Origin of the sequence: Apibacter sp. B3919 (assembly GCF_026537405.1) — a bacterium.
In the GTDB taxonomy this organism is placed as follows: Bacteria; Bacteroidota; Bacteroidia; order Flavobacteriales; family Weeksellaceae; genus Apibacter.
Genome location: NZ_JAFNMG010000002.1, coordinates 387,988 through 410,577 on the forward strand (window position 1 = coordinate 387,988; position 22,590 = coordinate 410,577).

At 31.7% G+C, this 22,590-nt stretch carries 19 protein-coding genes; 9 read left to right on the top strand and 10 right to left on the bottom strand.

Going from position 1 to position 22,590, the window contains the following annotated elements; genetic code table 11:
• Position 1 precedes the first annotated feature (1 nt).
• The gene (locus J3U20_RS05065; RefSeq protein WP_160541890.1) at positions 2-2,200 is read left to right on the top strand and encodes a PepSY domain-containing protein; all 2,199 of its coding nucleotides are present in this window, start codon (positions 2-4) and stop codon (positions 2,198-2,200) included.
• 26 nt (positions 2,201-2,226) lie between these two features.
• Positions 2,227-3,252: an FAD:protein FMN transferase gene (locus tag J3U20_RS05070; protein ID WP_160541891.1), complete on the top strand. Its 1,026-nt coding sequence runs from the start codon at positions 2,227-2,229 to the stop codon at positions 3,250-3,252.
• Here the strand turns inward: J3U20_RS05070 and J3U20_RS05075 are convergent.
• Together J3U20_RS05075 and J3U20_RS05080 are read right to left on the bottom strand one after the other, a co-directional pair.
• Positions 3,249-4,385 (bottom strand): glycosyltransferase family 4 protein, encoded by a 1,137-nt coding sequence (locus J3U20_RS05075; RefSeq protein WP_160541892.1) that lies wholly within the window; start codon positions 4,383-4,385, stop codon positions 3,249-3,251. The genes J3U20_RS05070 and J3U20_RS05075 overlap by 4 nt on opposite strands.
• 281 nt (positions 4,386-4,666) lie before the next feature.
• Positions 4,667-5,524, bottom strand: a complete 858-nt coding sequence (locus J3U20_RS05080) for an aldo/keto reductase (RefSeq protein ID WP_160541893.1) — start codon at positions 5,522-5,524, stop codon at positions 4,667-4,669.
• A gap of 114 nt (positions 5,525-5,638) precedes the next feature.
• Here J3U20_RS05080 and araJ point away from each other — a divergent pair, with 114 nt between their 5' ends.
• Positions 5,639-6,793, top strand: coding sequence for an MFS transporter AraJ (gene araJ, locus J3U20_RS05085; RefSeq protein ID WP_160541894.1), 1,155 nt, complete (start codon positions 5,639-5,641; stop codon positions 6,791-6,793).
• 179 nt (positions 6,794-6,972) lie between these two features.
• Here araJ and J3U20_RS05090 read toward each other — a convergent pair whose 3' ends face one another.
• The gene (locus tag J3U20_RS05090; RefSeq protein ID WP_160541895.1) at positions 6,973-8,466 is read right to left on the bottom strand and encodes a PLP-dependent aminotransferase family protein; all 1,494 of its coding nucleotides are present in this window, start codon (positions 8,464-8,466) and stop codon (positions 6,973-6,975) included.
• A 116-nt stretch (positions 8,467-8,582) separates the two neighbouring features.
• Here J3U20_RS05090 and J3U20_RS05095 point away from each other — a divergent pair, with 116 nt between their 5' ends.
• Positions 8,583-10,388, top strand: a complete 1,806-nt coding sequence (locus J3U20_RS05095; RefSeq protein WP_160541896.1) for a TonB-dependent receptor plug domain-containing protein — start codon at positions 8,583-8,585, stop codon at positions 10,386-10,388.
• A gap of 98 nt (positions 10,389-10,486) precedes the next feature.
• On the opposite strand, the gene J3U20_RS05100 is transcribed toward J3U20_RS05095, so the two are convergent.
• The 5 genes from J3U20_RS05100 to J3U20_RS05120 all read right to left on the bottom strand — a co-directional run bounded on the left by J3U20_RS05100 (position 10,487) and on the right by J3U20_RS05120 (position 16,924).
• Entirely contained in the window at positions 10,487-10,774 is a 288-nt protein-coding gene (locus J3U20_RS05100; RefSeq protein WP_105298088.1) for a chaperone modulator CbpM, read from the bottom strand.
• A gap of 13 nt (positions 10,775-10,787) precedes the next feature.
• Entirely contained in the window at positions 10,788-11,699 is a 912-nt protein-coding gene (locus J3U20_RS05105) for a DnaJ C-terminal domain-containing protein (RefSeq protein WP_160541897.1), read from the bottom strand.
• A 370-nt stretch (positions 11,700-12,069) separates the two neighbouring features.
• Positions 12,070-13,689, bottom strand: coding sequence for an aldehyde dehydrogenase family protein (locus J3U20_RS05110; RefSeq protein ID WP_160541898.1), 1,620 nt, complete (start codon positions 13,687-13,689; stop codon positions 12,070-12,072).
• Positions 13,690-14,041: 352 nt separating this feature from the next.
• Positions 14,042-15,709, bottom strand: a complete 1,668-nt coding sequence (locus tag J3U20_RS05115) for an amino acid permease (protein ID WP_160541899.1) — start codon at positions 15,707-15,709, stop codon at positions 14,042-14,044.
• A 681-nt stretch (positions 15,710-16,390) separates the two neighbouring features.
• The gene (locus J3U20_RS05120) at positions 16,391-16,924 is read right to left on the bottom strand and encodes a DUF4136 domain-containing protein (RefSeq protein WP_160541900.1); all 534 of its coding nucleotides are present in this window, start codon (positions 16,922-16,924) and stop codon (positions 16,391-16,393) included.
• A 252-nt stretch (positions 16,925-17,176) separates the two neighbouring features.
• Here J3U20_RS05120 and J3U20_RS05125 point away from each other — a divergent pair, with 252 nt between their 5' ends.
• From J3U20_RS05125 to J3U20_RS05140, 4 genes are read left to right on the top strand one after another with little or no spacing between them, the layout of a single operon-like run.
• Positions 17,177-17,620, top strand: coding sequence for a BT0820 family HAD-type phosphatase (locus J3U20_RS05125; protein WP_160541901.1), 444 nt, complete (start codon positions 17,177-17,179; stop codon positions 17,618-17,620).
• On the top strand, positions 17,617-18,435 hold the full coding sequence (gene map / locus J3U20_RS05130; RefSeq protein ID WP_160541902.1) for a type I methionyl aminopeptidase: 819 nt from the start codon (positions 17,617-17,619) through the stop codon (positions 18,433-18,435). Before J3U20_RS05125 ends, map begins: the two co-directional genes overlap by 4 nt.
• A gap of 8 nt (positions 18,436-18,443) precedes the next feature.
• Positions 18,444-19,211 (top strand): class I SAM-dependent methyltransferase, encoded by a 768-nt coding sequence (locus tag J3U20_RS05135; RefSeq protein WP_160541903.1) that lies wholly within the window; start codon positions 18,444-18,446, stop codon positions 19,209-19,211.
• A 45-nt stretch (positions 19,212-19,256) separates the two neighbouring features.
• A complete protein-coding gene (locus tag J3U20_RS05140; RefSeq protein WP_160541904.1) occupies positions 19,257-19,805 on the top strand; it encodes an RNA methyltransferase in 549 nt (182 codons plus the stop codon).
• A gap of 66 nt (positions 19,806-19,871) precedes the next feature.
• On the opposite strand, the gene J3U20_RS05145 is transcribed toward J3U20_RS05140, so the two are convergent.
• Both J3U20_RS05145 and J3U20_RS05150 read right to left on the bottom strand, forming a co-directional pair.
• The gene (locus J3U20_RS05145) at positions 19,872-20,843 is read right to left on the bottom strand and encodes a deoxyhypusine synthase family protein (protein WP_105298079.1); all 972 of its coding nucleotides are present in this window, start codon (positions 20,841-20,843) and stop codon (positions 19,872-19,874) included.
• 28 nt (positions 20,844-20,871) lie between these two features.
• A complete protein-coding gene (locus J3U20_RS05150) occupies positions 20,872-21,945 on the bottom strand; it encodes a TerC family protein (RefSeq protein ID WP_160541905.1) in 1,074 nt (357 codons plus the stop codon).
• 158 nt (positions 21,946-22,103) lie between these two features.
• On the opposite strand from J3U20_RS05150, the gene J3U20_RS05155 reads away from it, so the two are divergent.
• Entirely contained in the window at positions 22,104-22,577 is a 474-nt protein-coding gene (locus J3U20_RS05155) for an Lrp/AsnC ligand binding domain-containing protein (protein ID WP_160541906.1), read from the top strand.
• Positions 22,578-22,590: the final 13 nt, after the last annotated feature.

Genomic DNA, 22,590 nt, shown 5'->3' on the forward strand with positions numbered 1-22,590 from the left:
AATGACGCTTTCCATTTGGAGATATGCTCACTTAACTTTAGCATTAGTTTCTTTCATATTTTTGAGTATGGCTTCCATAACGGGATCCATACTTGCTTTTTATACCATTGAAGAAAATACGTCACCATATTGCATTCATGATTTAAATCGTATTAGTATTGCGCAGACTCTTTCAGCATTACAATCTACTGTTCAGGAAATTTCTGAATTGGAAATTAATGAAAAATCGTTTGTAAAATTACAAGGAACCGATACGAATGGGGAGGAGGTAGTAGGATATATAAACCCTAAAACGGGAACTATCATAGGAAAACCACAAAAAAACAATTCTTTTATCTTGTGGGTTGCCTCATTACATAGATCCCTGTTTATGCATGAAACAGGACGCATACTTGTGGGTATCAATTCATTTTTACTTTTTTTAATAGCAACTTCGGGAAGCATACTTATAATAAAAAGACAGAAAAAATTCAGCAACTTTTTTTCAAAAATAAAAAAAGCATCTTTTTCTCAATATTACCATACTTTGTTTGGACGTGTACTGCTTATACCTATTGGTATAATTTCATTAACCGGAAGTTATCTATGTTTAGAAAGGTTTCATTTTTTTTCCAAAGAAGGTGAGAAAATTATTTTTCATTCCCCTCAAGATCAAACTACAACAAAGAAACTATTATATAAAGATATCCCTCTTTTTTCACGAATTAAACTTTCAGAAGTTCGTAAAATAGAATTTCCGTTTTCCGATGATCCCGACGAATATTTAATTTTAAAATTAAAAGATAAAGAATTAACCGTCAGTCCTTTAACAGGTGAGGTTGTCTCTCAAGTTAATGATCCGATTTCAAAAAAGTTAGCAACTCTAAGTTTAGACCTTCATACCGGCAGAACTCATGTAGTTTGGGCTGTCATTCTTTTTATAGCCGGTGTATATATATTGTTTTTTATAGTTTCAGGATTTACAATAACTTGGAAAAGAGGAAAACGTAATTTTAAAAATAAATACCTACCTGAAGATAGTCAAATTATACTTTTGGTAGGATCAGAAAATGGAAGTACGTTCAACATGGCTCATTCAATTCATCAACAAATGGTTTCGCAAAATTATCGATCCTATCTAACAGAGCTTAATAAGTACCAAGTATTTCCAAAAGCGGAATATATACTAATTTTAACTTCAACCTATGGACTGGGAGATGCTCCTTCAAATGCGCGTAAATTCGAAACACTTCTAAAAGAAAATCCACAAAACCAAAACGTTAAGTTCAGTGTAGTTGGGTTTGGATCAAAATCCTATGAAGATTACTGTTTGTTTGCTAAAACTGTAGACGAACAAATCAAAAAAGAGGCATGGAGCGAATCGATATTAGATTTACACACAGTAAACGACCAATCAATAGATGAATTCACAACATGGATAAAAGAATGGAATAATAAAACGGGTATCAAACTATATGCTGATGCCAAATTTTATACAAGTAAACCCAAAAATCGTATAAAAATGAAGATAGAGGAGGTTTACATACCTAATGATTCTAAAGAAACTTTTATAGTACAAATACATCCCGGTAAACAAAAATTTACTTCAGGAGATATCCTTGCTGTTTATCCCTGTAAAGACAATAAGGAAAGATATTATTCCATAGCTAAAGTCAATCATAACATACAGTTATCAATAAAATATTATCCGAGCGGCTTGGCGTCAGAATATTTAATAAATCGGAAAAAAGGAGATACCATATACGGGAAAATCTTAACTAACACTTCTTTTCATTTTCCCGAAAAAGCAAATAAAGTAGTTATGATTGCCAATGGAACAGGAATAGGTCCCTTTTTAGGAATGATCGATCAAAATTTAACCAAAGTTAAAACTTATTTGTATTGCGGATTCAGACAGCGATGTGAAATAGTAGATCAATATATTTGTTTTTTGAAGGAACAAATGAACCAAGGATATTTAGAACAATATAATTTTTCGTATTCATCAGATACAGAAAATAAATATGTGATGGATTTAATTCAAAATGACAGAGATTTTTTTGTTAATTTATTGGAAGAGGGAGGAGTAATCATGATTTGTGGAGCTTTGCAAATGCAACTGGAGGTAGAAAAAGTCTTGGATGAGGTAGTTTTTGTAAATAGTCTAAAAAAATGTAATGATTACAAAAGAAAAGGACAAATTGTAACCGATTGTTATTAATCAATTTCAAGAGAAGTAGTAAAAATATGAGAGGGAAATATGTACTATTGGCAGCATTATTTGTATTATCTTGCATAAACGGTAATTCGCAAGTACAACGAAACCGCACGGCAACTTTAATGGGTTGTAAGTTTGACTTTTCAATACTAGCAGAAGATTCCCTACAAGCAGAAAAATACATAGATAAGGCTATCGATGAAATAGTACGGATTGAAAATTTAATATCGGATTGGAAGCCTGATTCGCAAGTTTCAAAGGTTAACCAAAATGCAGGTATACAACCCGTAAAAGTAGATCGAGAAGTATTGGAACTTACCCGAAGAGCAATTAAAATTTCAGAGATTACAGAAGGAGCATTTGATATAAGTTTTGCAGCTATGGATAAAATTTGGAAATTTGACGGTTCTATGAAAAAAGTGCCCTTAGAGGAGCAAATCAAAGAATCCATAAAGAAAATAGGCTATAAAAATATCATTATAGATACTTTACACTCTACTCTCTTTTTAAAGCTCCCCGGAATGAAAATAGGATTTGGATCCATTGGAAAAGGATATGCAGCTGATAAAGCAAAAGAACTAATGGTGAAGAATAATGTAAAAGCGGGGATAATCAATGCTTCAGGAGATATAAGTGTCTGGGGGCATAAAATTAATGGAGAATATTGGAACATTGGAATAATTAATCCTTTTGAGCCTTCAGACATAACAGGTTTTTTTACACTTAAAGATGAATGCGTCACAACATCCGGTTCTTATGAAAAATATGTCGAATTAGAAGGAAAAAAATATTCTCATATTATCGATCCTCGCACGGGATATCCCGTAAAAGGAATTAAAAGTGTCAGTGTGATAGGTCCGAATGCAGAAACGGCCAATGGATTCAGTACCTCAATAATGGTACTAGGAGTAAAAGCCGGACGCAAACTCATTAACCACTATCCGGATTATAGTTGCCTCATTATTACAGATGCGGGGAAAATTCGTAAATCAAAGTATTTTAAAACAAAAGTAGAATTTTATAATAAAAAGATAAAGTCTGCACCCCGACTTTAACTTTCTACTAATCGCTGAAACAAATTCATCCATTTTTGCATGATTATATCCTGTGAATAACGCAGAATATTTTCAGAAGCCGCTTTTCCCATTTGTTTTCTAATAGTTTCATTTTCTATTAAGTAGGAGAGCTTTTGAGCAAAAATTTCTTTATCATTAAAAGGAACTAATAATCCGTCTACTTCATCATGGATAATTTCTTTAGGTCCGCATTTGCAGGTATAGGAAACAGGAGGGACTCCATGAACCATAGATTCAATTAATGTCAATGGAAATCCTTCATATTTTGAAGTCATAGCATAAATGGAACTATTTATCAAAACAGAGCTTATATCCGAAGTCGCCGGATGTAATTCAATGTTGGAATTTAAATTTAATCGATCAATCATTTCTTCAAGCTCTCTTTTTTTCTCACCATTTCCATATAGTAACAATTTCCAATCCGGATGTTTTTGAACAATAGTGTTCCATATTTCAATAAGATGATCAAACTGTTTTTGCTGGTTTAATCGGCCTAAGCTAATTACTATTTTATTTTCAAGAGATACATGAGTTTTAGGTAATATAGTAAGTGGATTTTCAATTACCTCAAGGTTGGGAAGAGTATTTCCCCAGGATTCTCTATCTTCATTCGTTAAAACTATAAATCGGTCAAAATTCTTACCAATATCATAATCTGTTTTACGGTATAAATACGTTATGATTCTTCCTAGAAAATAATTATCCAATTTTGAATAATATTGCGCACGTTTGTATTTAGCGAAATGTCGTTCAATAATTTTTTTACTTCCATCATTTAACTCAAAAATATATTTCGAGTACTTACAAAAAGTGGATATAGCTATATCGGGCTTAATCTTCTGAAAAAGATTTCCGATAGTTTGAAGAAAAATTTTTTTATTTTTTTTAAAATTAATATGTTTTTTCAATCCCCTATCTTTTTCAAAATCCAAATTCAAATAATGAAATTTAATACGGGAATCAAAGTTGAAAAAAGGCTTTTGAGAAGATGGATAAATAACGACAATATGAACTTCATAGCCTTTGTCAACCAAATAATTGGCTTTAATTGAAATCACACGTTCTATTCCTCCGGAATTATGAATGTTACCTATACAGTATGCAATTTTCATTTAGGAATTGGTTTTAATTACGATAACGTCTAAAAAATTTTTACAATATTATGTAAATATTTTTTAGCTGTAATTAGTTGAAATTTAATTTAGGAAAGTTTACTCTTACATTAAGTATATACTTTTTGTCTATAAAGCAAATTCAAGGTTATAAGAAATAGTATTTATAAAAAAGAATTAATAAATATTTCAATATGTATAATTAAACTCCAAAAAAATTGATATATTTTTTTGAGTTTAAATGAATCGTTCTTTAAAAAATGAGTTATATGATAGTTGCATTATTTGATTCCCTTTTTAGCAAAATATTCCAAAAAATGATCGGGATGAGCACCGGTTCGATCATTGGAATCTAAAGAATCTATTTTTTTTACATCTTCATCACTTAAATGAAAATCGAAAACATCAGCATTGGAAATAATTCTTTCTTTTTTTGTACTTTTAGGAATAGTAACTACCCCTTTTTGCAAATCCCATCGAATAATAATTTGTGCTACATTTTTATTATACTTATGAGCTAATTCTAAAAGTAAAGGATCGTTAAACAAAGCCCCTCTTTTTAAAGGAGACCAAGCTTCGTATTGAATTTGATTTTTTTTGCAAAAATCCAATAAATCCTGTTGTACTAAATTGGGGTGGAATTCCATTTGATTAACCATAGGAACGGTTTGTCCCAAATCTATAATTTTTTGGATATGATGCTGCAAAGAATTACATAAACCTATTGCACGTATTCTACCCGCCTTATATAATTCTTCCATTGCTTTCCATGCTTCCAAATAGAAATCCGGATGAGGCCAATGGATTAAATATAGATCAAGATAATCAAGACCAAGTTTTTCCATAGATTCATCAAATGCTTTAAAAGTGTCCTCATATCTTTGTCTGCTGAACCATATTTTGGTAGTTACAAAAATTTCTTCACGAGGAATTGAAGCAGATTGGATGGCTTTTCCAACTCCTTCTTCATTATAATAATAAGCAGCCGTATCAATATGACGATATCCTGCATCTAAGGCATCATGTATAGCAGTGATTACTTCTTGCCCTCCGTCAGCTTTATACACGCCTAAACCCAAATAAGGCATTTTTACACCGTTGGAAAGAGTAGTTGTTCCTGAAATATCTGTTATATTCATGATTTCCTGTATTATAATTTAACCAAATATACGATAAATATTTTTTTGCCGGAAACTGCGGAATAAGGAATAATTTCCTATAATTTTGTTTAGTAAACAGGCAGTTGAAAAAATATGAAAAAATCTACCATAGCGTTAGCTTTAGGTACTTTAGGATTGGGAATGTCTGAATTTGGCATGATGGGCATACTACCGGATATTGCACGAGATATGTCTATAAGCATACCAAAAGCGGGGCATTTTATATCGGCCTATGCTCTCGGGGTTGCTATCGGAGCCCCCTTACTGGTGTTAATATCCGGTAAACTTCCCTTAAAAAGAATATTGTTAATTCTTATTTTAATCTTCATATTTGGTAATTTATTTTTTTCTTTGACTTCGTATTATGAATTGAATGTATTGTTCAGATTTATTTCAGGTCTTCCACATGGCGCTTATTTTGGTGTCGGTTCCATTGTTGCCAGTAAACTGGCACCTAAGGGAAAAGGAACTTCTGCCGTTTCGGGAATGATTTCAGGAATGACGATTGCTAACCTCTTAGGGGTTCCCTTGGGTACATTCATAAGCCATCATTTTTCGTGGAAAATTACATACTTTCTTATAGCTTTATTAGGAATCATAATTTTCATATCCATTAAAAAATTTGTTCCTGAATTGAAACCGCTTCCCTATACTAGATTTAAAGATCAATTTCATTTTTTGAAGAACTTGAATCCGTGGCTGATTGTCGTAACAACCATTTTAGGAAATGGAGGTATATTTTGTTGGTATAGTTATATAAATCCAATTATGACCCATTCGGTTGGCTTTTCAGAAGAATCTATGACAGGAGTAATGATGTTTGCAGGTTTGGGAATGGTAGTTGGAAATCTGTTGAGTGGAAAATTATCGGATAAATATTCTCCGCAAAAGGTAGCTACAGTTACCCAAGGGTTGGCGATGCTATCCTTATTATTTTTCTTTTTATTCAGCAAATCTCAAATCCTTTCGTTACTACTTATGTTCCTTTGTACGGGGTGTCTTTTTGCTGTATCAGCTCCTCAACAAATTTTATTGTTGCATAACTCAAGAGGAGGAGAGATGTTAGGTTCAGCAATGGCACAGGTAGCTTTTAACATAGGAAATGCTTTAGGCGCTTATTTAGGAGGTATTCCTATCAGTAAAAATTATCCCTATGAATATAGTGCTTTGCCGGGTGTTGTATTAACATTCATTGGGTTTCTAGTGTTTATATATTACACCCATTTCAGAGCCAAGCTGAGTAACTGAGTAATTGTACTATTATCTAATTGATTCAAAAATCAACTTAAAAACTTCAAATTTTACTTATAGACTGTCGGTTTTAAAATTTCAAAACGAAAAGTAGTAACGTTGAAAAATGTCGTTACGATCTAATATAATTTTTATAAATATTTTATTAAATGATTGATTAATTGTGGATAATGGATCTATTTTTTTTCTAAACGTGATAAAGCTGATTTGATTTTATAGATGATTTCCTCCATTTCTTCTGTGGTAAAACTTCCAAATCCCAATCTCATAGCAGATAAATTGTGCGTTTGATAGAGCAAGGACTTAGGAATGAGCAAGTCTTCCTTTAGACAATACTCTCGTAATTTCATCAAATTTACCGATGAATTCCATTGTGTCCAAAAAGCCAATCCACCGGTTGGCAAAGAAAAATTTAAATAATCCTTCAAATGAGTGTTTAATATAGATGCCAGAAAATTTCTTCTTTCTTTGTAAATAGCAGAGGTACGTCTCAGGTGTCTGTTAAATTCACCTTCTTCAATAAGTTCGCCCAAAGCATATTCCATAAAAATATCTCCTTGCCTGTCAAGCATGTTTGATAATTTTTGCATTTCTAAAATTAAATTCTCAGGAGCGATCACAAAGCCTTTACGGAATCCCGGGGCTAAAGATCTTCCAAACGAACCGATATAAACGACCATTCCCGAGGTATCTGCACTAGCAAGAGGCAGAATCCGATTGTTTTCGTAATGAAAATCATAATCATAATCATCCTCTAAAATAATGAATCCATACTGTTGAGATAATTCCAACAATTCCATACGACGTTTTACACTTAAAGAAACCGTTGTTGGATAATGATGGTGCGGAGTTATATATAACATACGAATCTTTCTTTTTTGACAAATTTTTTTAACAGCATCCGGAGATATACCTTCATCATCAACAGGAATGGTTATTATATCTGCACCAACTTTTTGCAGAATCATATTGATCAAAAAATAACTAGGTTCTCCGACCAATACAATATCTTTTGGGGTAATAAGTAATTCTGCCGCGATATAACCTCCCATTTCGATGCTTCGCGTGATAAGTAGATTTTTTGGTGAAATATGTAATCCCCGAGATAGATTTAAAAAATTAGATAAGTTTTTTTTTAGATATTCACTTTTTTCAGGAACTTCATTATTTCCTTTGGTAAAATGTCTTTTTCTTTTAAGGTTTGATGAATAGAGGCTTGATAAGGTATTCATTTGTAAAAGTCGAGTATCGGGTCCACCATCGTTTAACATCCATGAGCAAGTTGAAGATTCAAAAGGGTTATCCAATAAATTGGAAGTTCTATATGAAAATCCCGTTTTAGAAGGATAATGAGTCAAAGAATCTTTAGATATGGATTTAATTTTTTTATTAGTCACATTGTCTTTTTGAATGATAAAACTGCCCTTATTGGGATGAACTTCAATCCATCCTTGTGCATGCAATTCATCATATACTTTAACGATTGTGTTGCGATTTACTTGAATAAGATTACTTAAAATACGCGTTCCGGGAAGTTTCGTACCTATACTTAAATAACCTCTTTGAATAGCATTGATGATCTGAGTGGTAATTTGAAGATATACAGAAACTTTAGCGTTTCGGTCGATATGTATCAAGCTATAATAAGGTAGTAAATCCGGACTAGTCATAATAATAAAACTGGTATAGTTTAATCATCCGGAAAGTTACTACTTTTGTATAAACTAACTAGTATAAAAATAAATTTTAACTAATTACTGCGAAAATTTGCTGTGAACAATAGAATATGAAACTATTTTATTCAATTATTGCCTTGTTTATATGTTTAGTACTGGTTGCGCAGGAGAGTAAGGAACTTGAAGGAGTTGTAATTCAAGGGAAAACACTTTCCTTACCTTTTAACAAAACTTCACAAGATGTTCAGATAATTACGAAAGAACAAATCAAAGCTATGCCTGCCTCCAGTATTGAAGAAGTTCTTTCTTATTATTCAGGAATAGATATAAGACAAAGAGGAGCGCATGGAGTACAAGCCGATGTTAGTATAAGAGGAAGTTCTTTTGAACAAGTATTAATTCTTATCAATGGAATACGCATGAATGATAGCCAAACCGGACATAATACCATGAATCTTCCGTTAGATTTAGCTTCCATTGAACGAATTGAAATAATTAAAGGTCCTGCAGCTCGTCGTTTTGGGCAAAATGCATATGCCGGTGCTATTAATATTGTTACTCGTCCGTCTACCAAGAATGATTTAACAATTTCAGGATCTTTAGGTGATTTTAATACGACATCTTTAGGTGCATCATTAAATGTTTCAGGAAAAAAATTTTCTCAGTTTATTCAAGCGGAAACTTCACAATCTGATGGATATCGTTATAATACGGACTATCAAGTTAAAAATGTATGGTATCAGAATCAGTATAAATTAAACGGGGGAGAACTTCGTTTACAAGGAGGATTTATTGATAAAAAATTTGGAGCTAACGGATTTTATTCCTCCCCTTTAGCAAAAGATCAATACGAAGCAATTCAAACTTCCTTGGTTAGCATTGGTTGGAATCAAAAATCAGGTAAATTCAAATGGGAATCCAATGCTTATTGGAGAAGGTCTCAAGACGAATATATTTTCGAAAGACATAATCCCTCAAAATATAGAAACCTTCATATAGGTAATAATGCAGGAATCGAAGCCAATACAAACTATTCATTTTCTTTAGGAATCACCGGCGTTGGATTGGACTTTAGAAAGGAATATTTATCTTCCAATAATTTAGGAAAAAATCATCGGACAGTTTATTTTGCATTTTTGGAACATCGATTTATGTTTTTTAAAAACAGATTGGATATTACTCCGGGAATTAGCTTTTCCGACTATTCGGATTTTGGGAATTTTTGGTATCCGGGAATTGATATTGGATACAGTATAAACCAACAAAATAAATTATTTGCTAATTTAGGAAAAACCTATAGAGTTCCTACGTATACAGATCTTAATTATACAGATCCGGTCACAGAAGGAAATACTAATTTAAAACCGGAGAATGCTTTGTCTTATGAATTGGGATATCGATTGAATCATAAAAACATAAAAACTACCATCAGCCTTTTTAGAAGGGAATCAAGAAAAAGTATAGATTGGACAAAAGATAGTGAAGAAGGTAAATGGAAGCCCGAAAATATTTCAAGAATAAATACGGATGGTGTAGAAGTTGATTTTAATTATTCTTTTACGGCACTCTTCATAAAATCAATCAATTTAGGTTATACTTATTTGGATAAAAATTTAAAATATTCTGACCGAGCGTACTCTAGATATTCATTAGATAATTTAAGACATCAGTTAGTAGTAAAAGTAGAGCATAAACTTCTCAAGAATATATCCAATCAAATAATTTATAGATACAATGACAGAGTAAACTTAGATGATTACCATTTATTGGATGATCGTCTTATGTATCAAACCAATCATTTACAGTTATACATCCAAATGACCAATATACTCAATACTAAATATACAGAATCAAATTTGGTACCCATGCCGGGTAGATGGATACAAGGAGGAGTAATTTTTAAGAATTTTTTATAAAGTTTGTACATATATGTTAATAGCCATACATTTTTAAAATGTATGGCTATTATATTACTAAAGCTAAATTAAATTTTTAAATAACAGAATATTTTTATTTATTCATAAAATTTAAGCTTATTTTTAAGTTCGGTCATCTCAAGTTGGAGTTTACGTATTTTAAAAAGTAAATTTTTTACAGCATCAATTCCTGCAAGGTTTATATCCATATCATAAAACATTCTGGAATAAGATTCTAAATCGGAAAGAATATCAAAAGGAATGTATTTTATTTCCTCCTTTTGAACGGTATGGATAATACCCAAATTTTCTAAATCCTCAATAAATGATACATCTACATTATAATGTATGGAATATTCTTCTATAGTTATCAAATCATTTTTCATGTATCAGATAATTTTATGATTCTGCTAATTGTTTAAATAAATTTTTTTGCTTTTCAGAAAGGTGAGTAGGTATTTTTACTTGGTAAATCACGAATAAATCTCCATGTTCTCCTTCTTTTTTATACACAGGAAATCCTTTACCTTTCAATCGCACTTTAGTTCCATTTTGTGTACCCGGACTCACTTTGAGTTTAACTTTGCCATCCAGAGTATCAACGGTTATTTCTCCCCCTAAAACAGCTGTATAAAGGTCTACTTCTGCAGTAGTGGTTAAATCATTATGTAATCTTTTAAATTTAGGATCTTCCAAAAGAGTAAAAGTAATATATAAATCTCCGTTAGGCCCTCCGTTTGCACCCGGGCCCCCTTGACCTTTCAATTTTATTTGCTGACCATTAGAGATGCCTGCAGGAATGGTAATACGTATTTGTTTACCGTTGACGTTAAGAGTCTGTTTATGTGTGGTTGCTGCGTCTCGCAAGGAAAGACGTAATTCTGTGGTATAATCTTGCCCTTTAAATTGAGAACTTCTTCGATGAGTTCTACCGGTTCTTCCACCAAAAAGATCACTAAAAAAATCAGAAAAACCTTCCGTACCAAAACCTTGGGAAAAACCTTCAAAAGGGTTACCGGAATTGTCATAATAGTATTGACCGCCACCGCCTCCTTGTTGTTGACGTGCTTGTTCAAATTGTTCTGCATGTTTCCAATTTTCGCCGTATTGATCATACTTCTTACGTTTTTCGGGATCGCCCAAAACTTCATTAGCTTCATTTATCTGCTGAAATTTTACATTAGCTTCTTTATCATTAGGATTTAAATCCGGATGGTACTTTCGGGCTAATTTTCGGTATGCCTTTTTGATATCATCCTGAGAAGCATTTTTACTTAATCCTAAAACTTTATAATAATCAATATATGCCATATAGTGTAAGTCAAATTTTTTATACGTGGATATTTCGTGTATAATGTATCGGTACAAATTCTAAACCAAAGTACACTTTGTCATATATTTATCTGATATATGCAGTTTAACTTCACTATTGAAAACTTTTTCTAAACTTATTATAAATTTAACAGAATAAAAAATAGTGTTAACTAAAACGGAGTCCCGCATTTGAAAAGATAAAAAAGAGATATGAGGAAATGATCGATTAATGATATAAATTTTTAAATGTATGAATTTCCCTTTTTAATAAAGCTTAGCATATTTCATAAAAAATAAAACCATCTATACGAAGATAGATGGTTCCATTTTATAAAATAATTGATATTATAAGATAAAAAACCTCAAATTAGCTTAATCTTGAAGATTTACCACTCTTTATAACAGAGTCAATCAAATTGTCATTTGATTTAGTATCCTTGGTAGCTACAACAGAGTCGATAGATAGGGCATATAATGCGTCAATGGTTGATAAAGTACCTAAAGCTGAATTTTTTCTACCGTTAAAAGGAAGCGTATCAGGTCCACGTTGACATTGAGCATTAATATTGATTCTACCTACTTGACAACATAGGGCATCAACAAGATAAGATACAGTATCTTCATCATTACTGAAGATGGCTGCTTGTTGTCCTTTAGTTGAATTGGTAATATAGCTAATCGGAGATTCAAGATCGTCAAAAGGAACTATCGGAATGATAGGAGCAAATTGCTCATTATTATATAATAGATTCATTTTCTCATTAGCCGGATAAATTACAGTTGGGCTAACTAATGAATTTAAAATTTGTCCTCCTCCATTTTCTTTATTGATAATTTCACCGTTGTTTTCTAAAGCTTCATCAATACATTTTTGAACATATTGAGGTTTGTCCGGTTCAGCTAACGGAGTAATGGTTACATTATCTTCCCATGGCATTCCCACTTTCAATTTAGATATTTCCTCAGTGAATTTTTTATTGAATTCATCAGCAATTGAAGAATGTACAAATAGTATTTTTAAAGCCGTACATCTTTGTCCGTTGAAAGAAAAAGTACCCAAAATAGCTTCTTTAACTGCCAAATCGATATCAGCAGTTTTGTCGATAATAGCCGCATTTTTGGCGTCTAATCCTAACACGGAATGAAGACTGTTTGCATTAGGATGTTCTTTAATCATTCCATTTACTACCTTACTGGATCCGATAAATGCTAATACATTAATTTTACCTGATTGCATTAAAGTAGGTATAACATCTTTACCTCTACCGTATAAAGTATTGATAACCCCTGCAGGAAAACATTCTTTAAATGCATTTAATAAAGGTTCAAACAATAATGTCCCACGACGCGGTGGTTTGAACAATACGGTGTTACCCATTAATAAAGCAGGTATCAAAGTCGCAAAAGTCTCATTTAACGGATAATTGTAAGGACCCATACAAAGGACAACTCCGTATGGAGATTTTTTAACCTGAGCAACCACCCCTTCATCTGTTTTTGTACGAGATGAATTTATATCTAATTCTTTCAGAGCTTCAATAGAACATTTTATTGCATCAACCGTTCTGTCGAATTCTTTTTCGGAGTCTTTATAGCTTTTACAAATTTCCCAAACTAGTAATTTTACTACTTTTTCTCTTTGCTCAACCATTTTAACGATGAAATTTTCCATCGCAGAGATTCTTTGAGAAACAGACATAGACGGCCATTCTCCTCTTCCTCCGTTAAAAGCTTTTAAAGCAGCCTGTAAGGCTTTTTCAGCTTCTAGAGAAGTACAGATTGGATAGCTCCCTAATTTAGTTTGTACTAACTCATCTGTAGAGTTTGAACGGGTATAAATAGGAGAATAAACTTCTTGAAATGGACCTTCCCATTCAATAAATTCTCCATCGATCAATACTCTTTTCTGAGAGATTTCGTTTTGAAGTCGAAAATGTTCAGGAATTTCATTTTCTTTTGGAAAAAAATTTATTAAGTTCTGATTCATAATACTTAATTATATTTATTGAGCAAGAAAAAATTTACTTTCAAGCTAATTAGCGTTTGCAAAGATAATAAGTTTATTTTTTTTCGTCATGATTATTTTTAAATTCATATGAAAGAAATAAAATAAATATTGAAATTAAAAGAAACTTTATTTTCTAAAGTATTGATGGATAATTATATATAGTTAATTGAAACAAAAATATCTTTTAGCATATTTTAATTGTTTGTATCCAAAATTTATATTGGAAAGACGCAAAATTTTATGAAAATGAAAATATTTAAGATTAATGTAATTTATTTAATACAAAATTATTTGAAGATAAAATTACTATAGTATAAATAATTTAAAATAATTAATGATTATGAGAAGTTTGAATTAATTTTTCGAGTTTACTGTTTTTCCTTCCATATAAGAAGTAAATTGATAATCCGATCAATAGCCATAATATAAACATTCCCCAATTAGACCATCCTAATTCCGTCATTAAATATAAATTAAACAAAATACCGAGAATAGGTATTAGCGAAAATTTATATTTGAATGCACCTAAAGATAAACCGAACCAGATAATCCAAAAAATAGCTAATAAAGGTTTATCGGCAAGGATTTCCTTATAATTGGTTTGAGTTAAGAACAAAATAATTGCCAAACAAAAAGATAAAGGAATTAAATATTGACCGTTGATATAAATTAATTTAAATTTTGCTTGATGAGAAAGACCTTTGTTATCTAAATATAAAACTCCGGAACAAACTAAAATAAAAGCGAAAAAAGTTCCCACACTTGTCAAATCCACAACCAACTGCATATCCAGGAACATAGCAGGTATTCCCACAAAGAAACCGGCAATAATAGTTGCAAATCCGGGGGTATGATATTTTTTATGAATAGTACCAAAAGGCTTCCACAATAAACCGTCTCGACTCATGGTCATCCATATTCTCGGTTGTCCGATCTGGTAAACAAGAATGGCTCCTGTCATGGCAATTACTGCACTCACGGAAATGATTCCGGCTATAAAATTTATTCCTATTTTATTGAAAACATACGCCAACGGGTCATCAACACGTAATTCTTTATAATTAACCATACCGGTCAATATTAATGCAATTGAAGCATATAAAACGGTACAAATTATAATACAATATAGCATGGCACGAGGCAAATCCCTTTGTGGATTTTTAGCTTCTTCAGCTGTAGTTGATATAGAATCAAACCCGATAAAAGAAAAAAATACGGCAGCCACTCCTCCCATAACTCCTCCTAAACCATTAGGAAAGAAAGGCGACCAATTATCCGGTTTTATATAAAATACACCAATTAAAATAATGCCTATGATTACAGATAATTTAATCCAAACTAAAGCATTACTTACACGGGTAGATTCTTTAATTCCTACGTACGCCAGGGTGGTAACTAATAAGGTAATTAATCCCGCCGGTAAATTAAATATTATTTTTATGTTGGCAATTTCCGGAGCAGATTGATATATTTCCGATAATCTAAGATCATTTTGGGATAGACTTTGAGGATGTGCAAGATATTCAAGATAAGCTCTGTGAGCATTCCAATAATCAATGGAAAGCCAATCAGGCCAATGAATGCCAAAACCTTGCAACATAGACACAAAATATCCCGACCAAGAGATTGCGATCACCATGTTTGATACAGCATATTCAAGTATTAAAGCCCACCCGATAGTCCAAGCAAATATTTCACCTAAAGAAACATAAGCATAAGTATAAGCGCTGCCGCTCACCGGAATCATAGAAGCAAATTGCGCATAACATAATGCGGTAAAAATACAAGCAACAGCCACTAAGATAAAGAGTAATGAAATGGCGGGTCCTCCTTCATAAGAGGCTCTTCCGATGGTACTGAAAATGCCGGCGCCTATAATCGCAGCAATTCCAAAAAAAGTTAAATCCTTTACAGTTAATACTCTGCTTAATTCAGATTTTTGTGTTGTATCCTGTAAATCAGAAATATTTTTTTTACGAAAAAATGTGTTAAAATTCATTCCGGCTTTTTTGAATTTTTAAATAAGGGAAATGATATCAAGTGCAAAAGTATAAATATCTTTTAATTCTTGTTTAAATATCGAAAAGTTTTTACAAATGTTCATAAAAAAATAATGATTTAGCTAGTTTAAAATTATCTCATTTATTATTAAAATAAATAGTAAATGAAACACATAGTAAATCCTCAGAAGTATATTTTTTTTAAAGAAATTATGAACAAATAATGAGTCGATATTTTGGAAGAAGTCTTACAATTGTTACCATAATAGCATCAATATTGTACTAAATTTTGTGGCAAAAAGAGTAGCGTTCTTACTTATAGTGAGAGGTTTTCATATCCCTATTGACTTAGATAAACCCTTTTTTTATTCATTATGTCACTTTGGCAGATAGGGTAAATATTTAAAAATTTAAAAGAGTAAAGATTTTTTGGGAAATTTATTTGGGTACTTAATTTCCTACAAAAATTTTATGGATTAAATTACCAAAAAATTTCATTAATAAATTTAGAAGAAAAATTTTTTTGCAACAAATTTAAGAGGATGATCTCATTTAGCAATGGACGTTAATATCTAGTTAAAGATCTCAAAAATAATTTATTAGTAAAAAATAAAATAGTTTAGGTTAGATAAATAAAGCCTCAAAATTTAAATTTTGAGGCTTTAGATGTGTTTATTTTTTTAATAATATGAGTTATTTTTCTTTTTAGGCGGATAATAATTAAATATTTTTTGAATGGCTTTATTTATTTGTTCCTCTTTATTTTTGATATTACCAACATCAAAACCATCAACCATACCCTCCCAAACTAGAATATTTTTTTTAGAATCCACTAAATGAAACGTTAGTTTTCCTTCACGAGTTTCATAAACTGTGCTGGAAGGAGCCCAATAATATCCCCATCCCCACGGGCCGTTCCAATATGGATCATTATCAACATTAATTACTTTTTTTGATGAAGCAAGAACATTTACGATCAAATCTCCGTCGGCACTTTCTGTTAATCCCTTGCTTTTTAATTGATCCTCTAAAGCACGGATGATACGACTTTTGTCAATATCATTCAATTTTAATTTATCGATACCCTGTTGATAAATGGTAAAAGATTTATAATTTGAAAAATCAACCGTTTTGTCAAAATCATAGGAAGTAGTTAATGCACAACTGGAAAGTAAGATGCAAAAAGCAGTCATAACTAAAAGTTTTAATTTCATAGACCTTTATTTTTTTAATTAATATTTCAGAACTAAAAATTTTCTCATCTAATATTATACCAAAAATTATAAAAATTATAACCGAATTTGATATAAAAGATTTCTTAAATTATTTCAGGCTAATATCCAAGTGGATAACAAAAAATTTATTGATTAAAAACTTGTAAATTTGGAAAATTAATGACAATTTAGAACACTAATTTGAACACTAAACTTAAAAGAGTAAACAGAACTAACTTGTAGTATAATTATATGAATAATAAGATAATAGCTATTGATTTTGATGGGACAATTGTAGAAGATAAATATCCGGAAATTGGTAAACCGATGATTTTTGCTTTTGAAACAATGAAAAGACTTCAGAGCAGAGGTTTTCGTTTAATCCTTTGGACTTATAGACATGGTAAGAGATTAGAAGAAGCCGTAGAATTTTGTTATAAAAACGGAATTGAATTTTATGCAGTGAATTCAAGTTTTGAAGGGGAAATATTTGATAGAGAGACCCAAAGTAGAAAAATAAATGCCGATTATTTCATTGATGACAGGAATTTAGGTGGATTTCCCGGATGGGGAGAAGTTTATGAAATTATAAAGGAAAAGATAGAATTTGGCGTAGAGGGAAGACAAGTGTTGGCTTATTCAAAAAGAAAACATAAAAATAAGAGAGGTTTTTTTTCAAGAATTTTTAAATTATGATACAATTAAAAACAAAAGAAGAAATTGAATTGATGTACGAAAGCGCTCAATTGGTTTCTAAAACTTTGGGAGTACTGGCAAAAGAAGTTAAACCCGGAGTGACTACCTTACATTTAGATAAAATTGCTGAAGAATATATACGAGATCACGGTGCTATTCCCGGTTTTTTAGGATTGTATGACTTTCCTAATACTTTATGTATGTCTCCTAATGAACAAGTGGTTCACGGTATACCTAATAATAAACCGCTCGAAGATGGAGATATAATTTCCATTGATTGTGGAGCATTAAAAAATGGATTTTACGGTGATCAAGCGTATACATTCTCTGTAGGAAGCATTGATCCTGAAGTTGATAAAATGATGCGAATTACCAAACAAAGTTTATATGCAGGAATAAAAAAATGCAAAGCAGGAAATAGAATAGGGGACATAAGTTTTGCGATACAATTAATTTGTGAAAATGCAGGATATGGAGTAGTACGCGAATTAGTAGGTCATGGTTTGGGTAAAGAAATGCATGAAGATCCGCAAGTTCCTAATTATGGAAGAAAAGGCAATGGTCCGAAAATAGAAGAAGGGTTAGTAATAGCAATTGAACCGATGGTCAATTTAGGTACATATAAAGTTAAATTCCATAACGACGGATGGACAGTCACCACGCGGGATAACAAACCCTCTTGTCATTTTGAACACGATGTTGCAGTAGTTGATGGAGAGCCAAAACTGCTTTCAACTTATAAATACATATATGATGCTTTAGGCATTACTTCCAATGAAGAGGATGAATTTTTATACCAACCCGCGCAGAATTAATTTAGTTAATGAAGCAAGTATTTAAGTTTTTTTTGAATTTAATACCTAGACCGATTCTTATTAAATTCAGCTATTTCTTTGCTCCTTTTTTTGCGTGGTTTTACAAAGGAGATCAATTTGTAGACCCAATAGACGGTAAAAAATATCGAAAATTTTTGCCGTACGGTTACGGTAAACCTAGAAATAATGCTTTAGCACCGGGGACATTATCTCTTGAAAGACATAGGTTAATGTGGTTGTATTTGCTAAAAGATACTGATTTTTTTTCAGCTAATTTAAAAGTTTTAAGTATTGCTCCGGAGCAATGCTTCCTAAAAAGGTTTAAAAAATTAAAAAATTTAGACTATACAACAGCTGATCTTTATTCTCCTATTGTAGATGTTAAAGCGGATATTTTGAACCTGCCTTTTAAAGATAACGAATTTGATGTTATTTTTTGCAATCATGTTTTGGAACATATAGAAGATGATCGTAAAGCAATGTCAGAATTATACAGGGTGATGAAGCCGGGAGGATGGGGAATTTTTCAAGTACCCATGAGATATGGATCTAACAAAACATACGAAGATTTCTCCATCACAGACAAAGAAGAAAGAAAAAAACATTTCGGACAATATGATCATGTGAGATGGTATGGGTTGGATTATTTTGAACGTTTAGAAAACGCAGGGTTTCAAGTAGAGCAAGTAAAGTATTATGAAACTTTACCCGAAAGTGAAATGAAAAAATACGCATTATCGAAAAATGAAATTTTACCGGTAGTAAAGAAAAGGTAAAAAAATATATGAAACTTCTAAAAATCTATCAACATTACTGAAAATATGCAGCAACAGGAAAGAGTAGAGAAATTAAAATTAGAATCGTTAAACAGAAAATCACTTGAAGATTATAAAGAAAGTGAGAAAATTCCCGTAATAGTATTGCTGGATCAAGTTCGTTCCATGCATAATGTTGGATCGGTTTTCAGAACCTCAGATGCTTTTGCTATAAATAAAATTTATTTATGCGGAATTACGCCGTGCCCTCCTCATCGTGAAATCCAAAAAACAGCCTTGGGAGCTACGGAAAGCGTTGAATGGGAGCATCAGGAAAATATAAGTGAATTAATAACTAACTTAAAAAACGAAGGGTATAGTATTGTAGGTGTAGAACAAGTGAAAGGAAGCATTTTATTGCAAGATTATCCAATAAACAAGGAACAAAAGTATGTCTTAATTTTCGGAAATGAAGTTGAAGGGATCAGTGATTCTATTCTCCATTTAATAGATATTTTTATTGAGATCCCTCAATCTGGAACGAAACACTCTTTAAATGTAAGCGTTTGTGCCGGAATAGTTCTTTGGGAATGGTATCGTAATCTTTTAAGATAATATAAAAAAAAGTTCGGAATTTTAGTTCCGAACTTTTTTATAGTGTAAATTAATAATTTTATCTTACTACATTTCTAGAATATAAGCAAAAACTAACGGAGCTACAATAGTTGCATCACTCTCAATAATAAATTTAGGAGTATCAATATCTAATTTACCCCAGGTTATTTTTTCATTGGGAACAGCCCCCGAATATGAGCCATAGCTGGTGGTTGAATCGGATATCTGACAGAAATAGCTCCAGAACGGAACATCTTCCCACTCTAAATCTTGATACATCATAGGAACTACACAAATAGGAAAATCTCCGGATATTCCTCCGGCTATTTGGAAAAATCCTACACCTTTACCTTCAGAATTGTTTCGGTACCATTCGGTTAAATATATCATATATTCAATACCGCTTTTCATGGTTGAAGCTTTCAAATTTCCTTTAATCACATTAGCAGCAAAAATATTACCCATAGTACTGTCTTCCCAACCCGGAACTACAATAGGTAAATTTTTTTCAGCAGCGGCCAACATCCAACTATCTTTAGGGTCTATTTCGTAATATTGTTCCAATACTCCCGAACGAAGCATTTGATACATATATTCATGAGGGAAATATCTTTCTCCTTTATCGTCTGCATCTTTCCATATTTTTTCAATATGTTGTTGGATACGTCGAAAAGCTTCTTCTTCCGGAATACACGTATCTGTAACGCGATTTAAATGATTCTCAAGTAATTCCCATTCTTGTTGAGGAGTCAGGTCGCGATATTCAGGAATTCTCTTGTAGTGGGAATGAGCCACCAAATTCATGATGTCTTCCTCTAAATTAGCTCCCGTACAAGAAATAATGGATACCTTATCTTGGCGAATCATCTCAGCCAAAATTTTTCCTAATTCAGCGGTACTCATGGCACCTCCCATAGTAATCATCATCTTACCCCCATCTTTAAGATGAGCTACATAACCTTTAGCAGCATCTACCAAGGTTGCAGAATTGAAATGTAAAAAATATTTTTCAATAAATTCCGAAATAGGTTTATTCATTGTAAATTCTAATTTTTATTTTAAATTATTAAACATTTTTTTCTTTTTTTTCAGGAAAAGTTAATGAAAGCAATACTGAAATTACAAGTACTCCTGCCACAACTCCTAAAGAAACTATCGATGAAATATGTATAAAAGGAGCTACCAACATTTTAACTCCTATAAAACTTAAGATCACAGCCAATCCATATTTTAATTTACTGAACATATACATAAAATTAGCCAGTAAAAAGTAAAGAGATCGCAAACCTAAAATGGCAAATATATTAGAGGTATATAAAATAAACGGGTCATTAGGTGCAATAGCGAAGATAGCAGGTATGGAGTCCACTGCAAAAATTAAATCAGTAAATTCAATGATAACTAGAGCAGTAAATAAAGGGGTTGCCATTTTAATCCCATTTTTAACTGTAAAAAATTTACTTCCGTCTAATTCATCAGATACTTTAAAAAATCGTTTTACAAAACGAGCACCGAAACTCTCATTTAGATTTTTTTTGTCGGAGTTGTCATCCTCTTTGGATGTCCAAGAATGGATACCGGCATAAATAAGGAAGAATCCAAAAATAGTTAAAATTATATTAGGCCTGAAAAACAGCATTTGACTATAATCGGCATGTTCCGCACTTTGTTGGTCTAAAATAAAATGAAAATTTCCGATGGAAAAAGGAGGAAGATAGGTTTTATTAATCATTTCTACACCTAAGAAAATAAATACGGCGCGGAAAGCCAAGGCACCAATAATACCCCAAAATAAAATTTTATGTTGATATTCTTTCGGGATTTTAAAAAATCCAAAAACCATTATAAATACAAAAAGATTGTCAACGGATAGTGCTTTTTCTATCCAATAAGCAGATTGAAATTGAGAGAATTTTTCAAGGGCGAATTTTGATCCATCAGCCCCTTTAAAAACAAAATAAATAATCCCACTGAAAATCATGGCTAATGATATCCAAACTACCGACCATATCGCAGCTTCCTTATTAGAAACAGCATGAGATTTTTTATTGAGAATTCCTAAGTCAAGAAGTAGCATAATAATAATCGAAACCGCGAATATGGTAATTAATCCGGGATGATTAAGCATATTGTCCTGCATGTACAGCTATTTAAAATTATTAATCCCAAAGGTACTTATTTTTAAATACAAGGACAAAAAGTAAAAATAATTTAAATCTTGTAGAAATTGTTAAAAATATAAAAGATAAAATATAAAATTGTATAATATTAATTTAGTATTTGTAATTTTACCGAAAAATGAGAATATCAGATATACATACAGTAGAATTAGACGGTATCGATAAAATCATTTTAAAAGCATTAATGGAGAATTCGAAAATACCGGTTTCAACAATAGCAAAACAGGTAGGAGTTTCATCCACAGCAATTCATCAACGAATTAAAAAACTGGAAGCAGCAAAAATCATAGAAGATCCGGTTACCCCTTTGAATTATAAATTATTAGGATATAAAACTACCGCTTATGTGGGTATTTTTCTTGAAAAATCGGCCCAGTACAAAGAAGCCATTAAAAGCATGATGCAAATTCCTGAAATTATCGAAGCACATTTTACAACAGGAAATTATGCAATTTTCATCAAAATATTATGTAAAGATAATGATCATCTCATGTCGGTTTTAAGAAATGAGATACAAAATATCAAGGGAATTGAAAGGACTGAAACCATTATTTCTTTAGAACAAAGTATTTCACGACAGATTATACCCTAAAAACACAATTAAA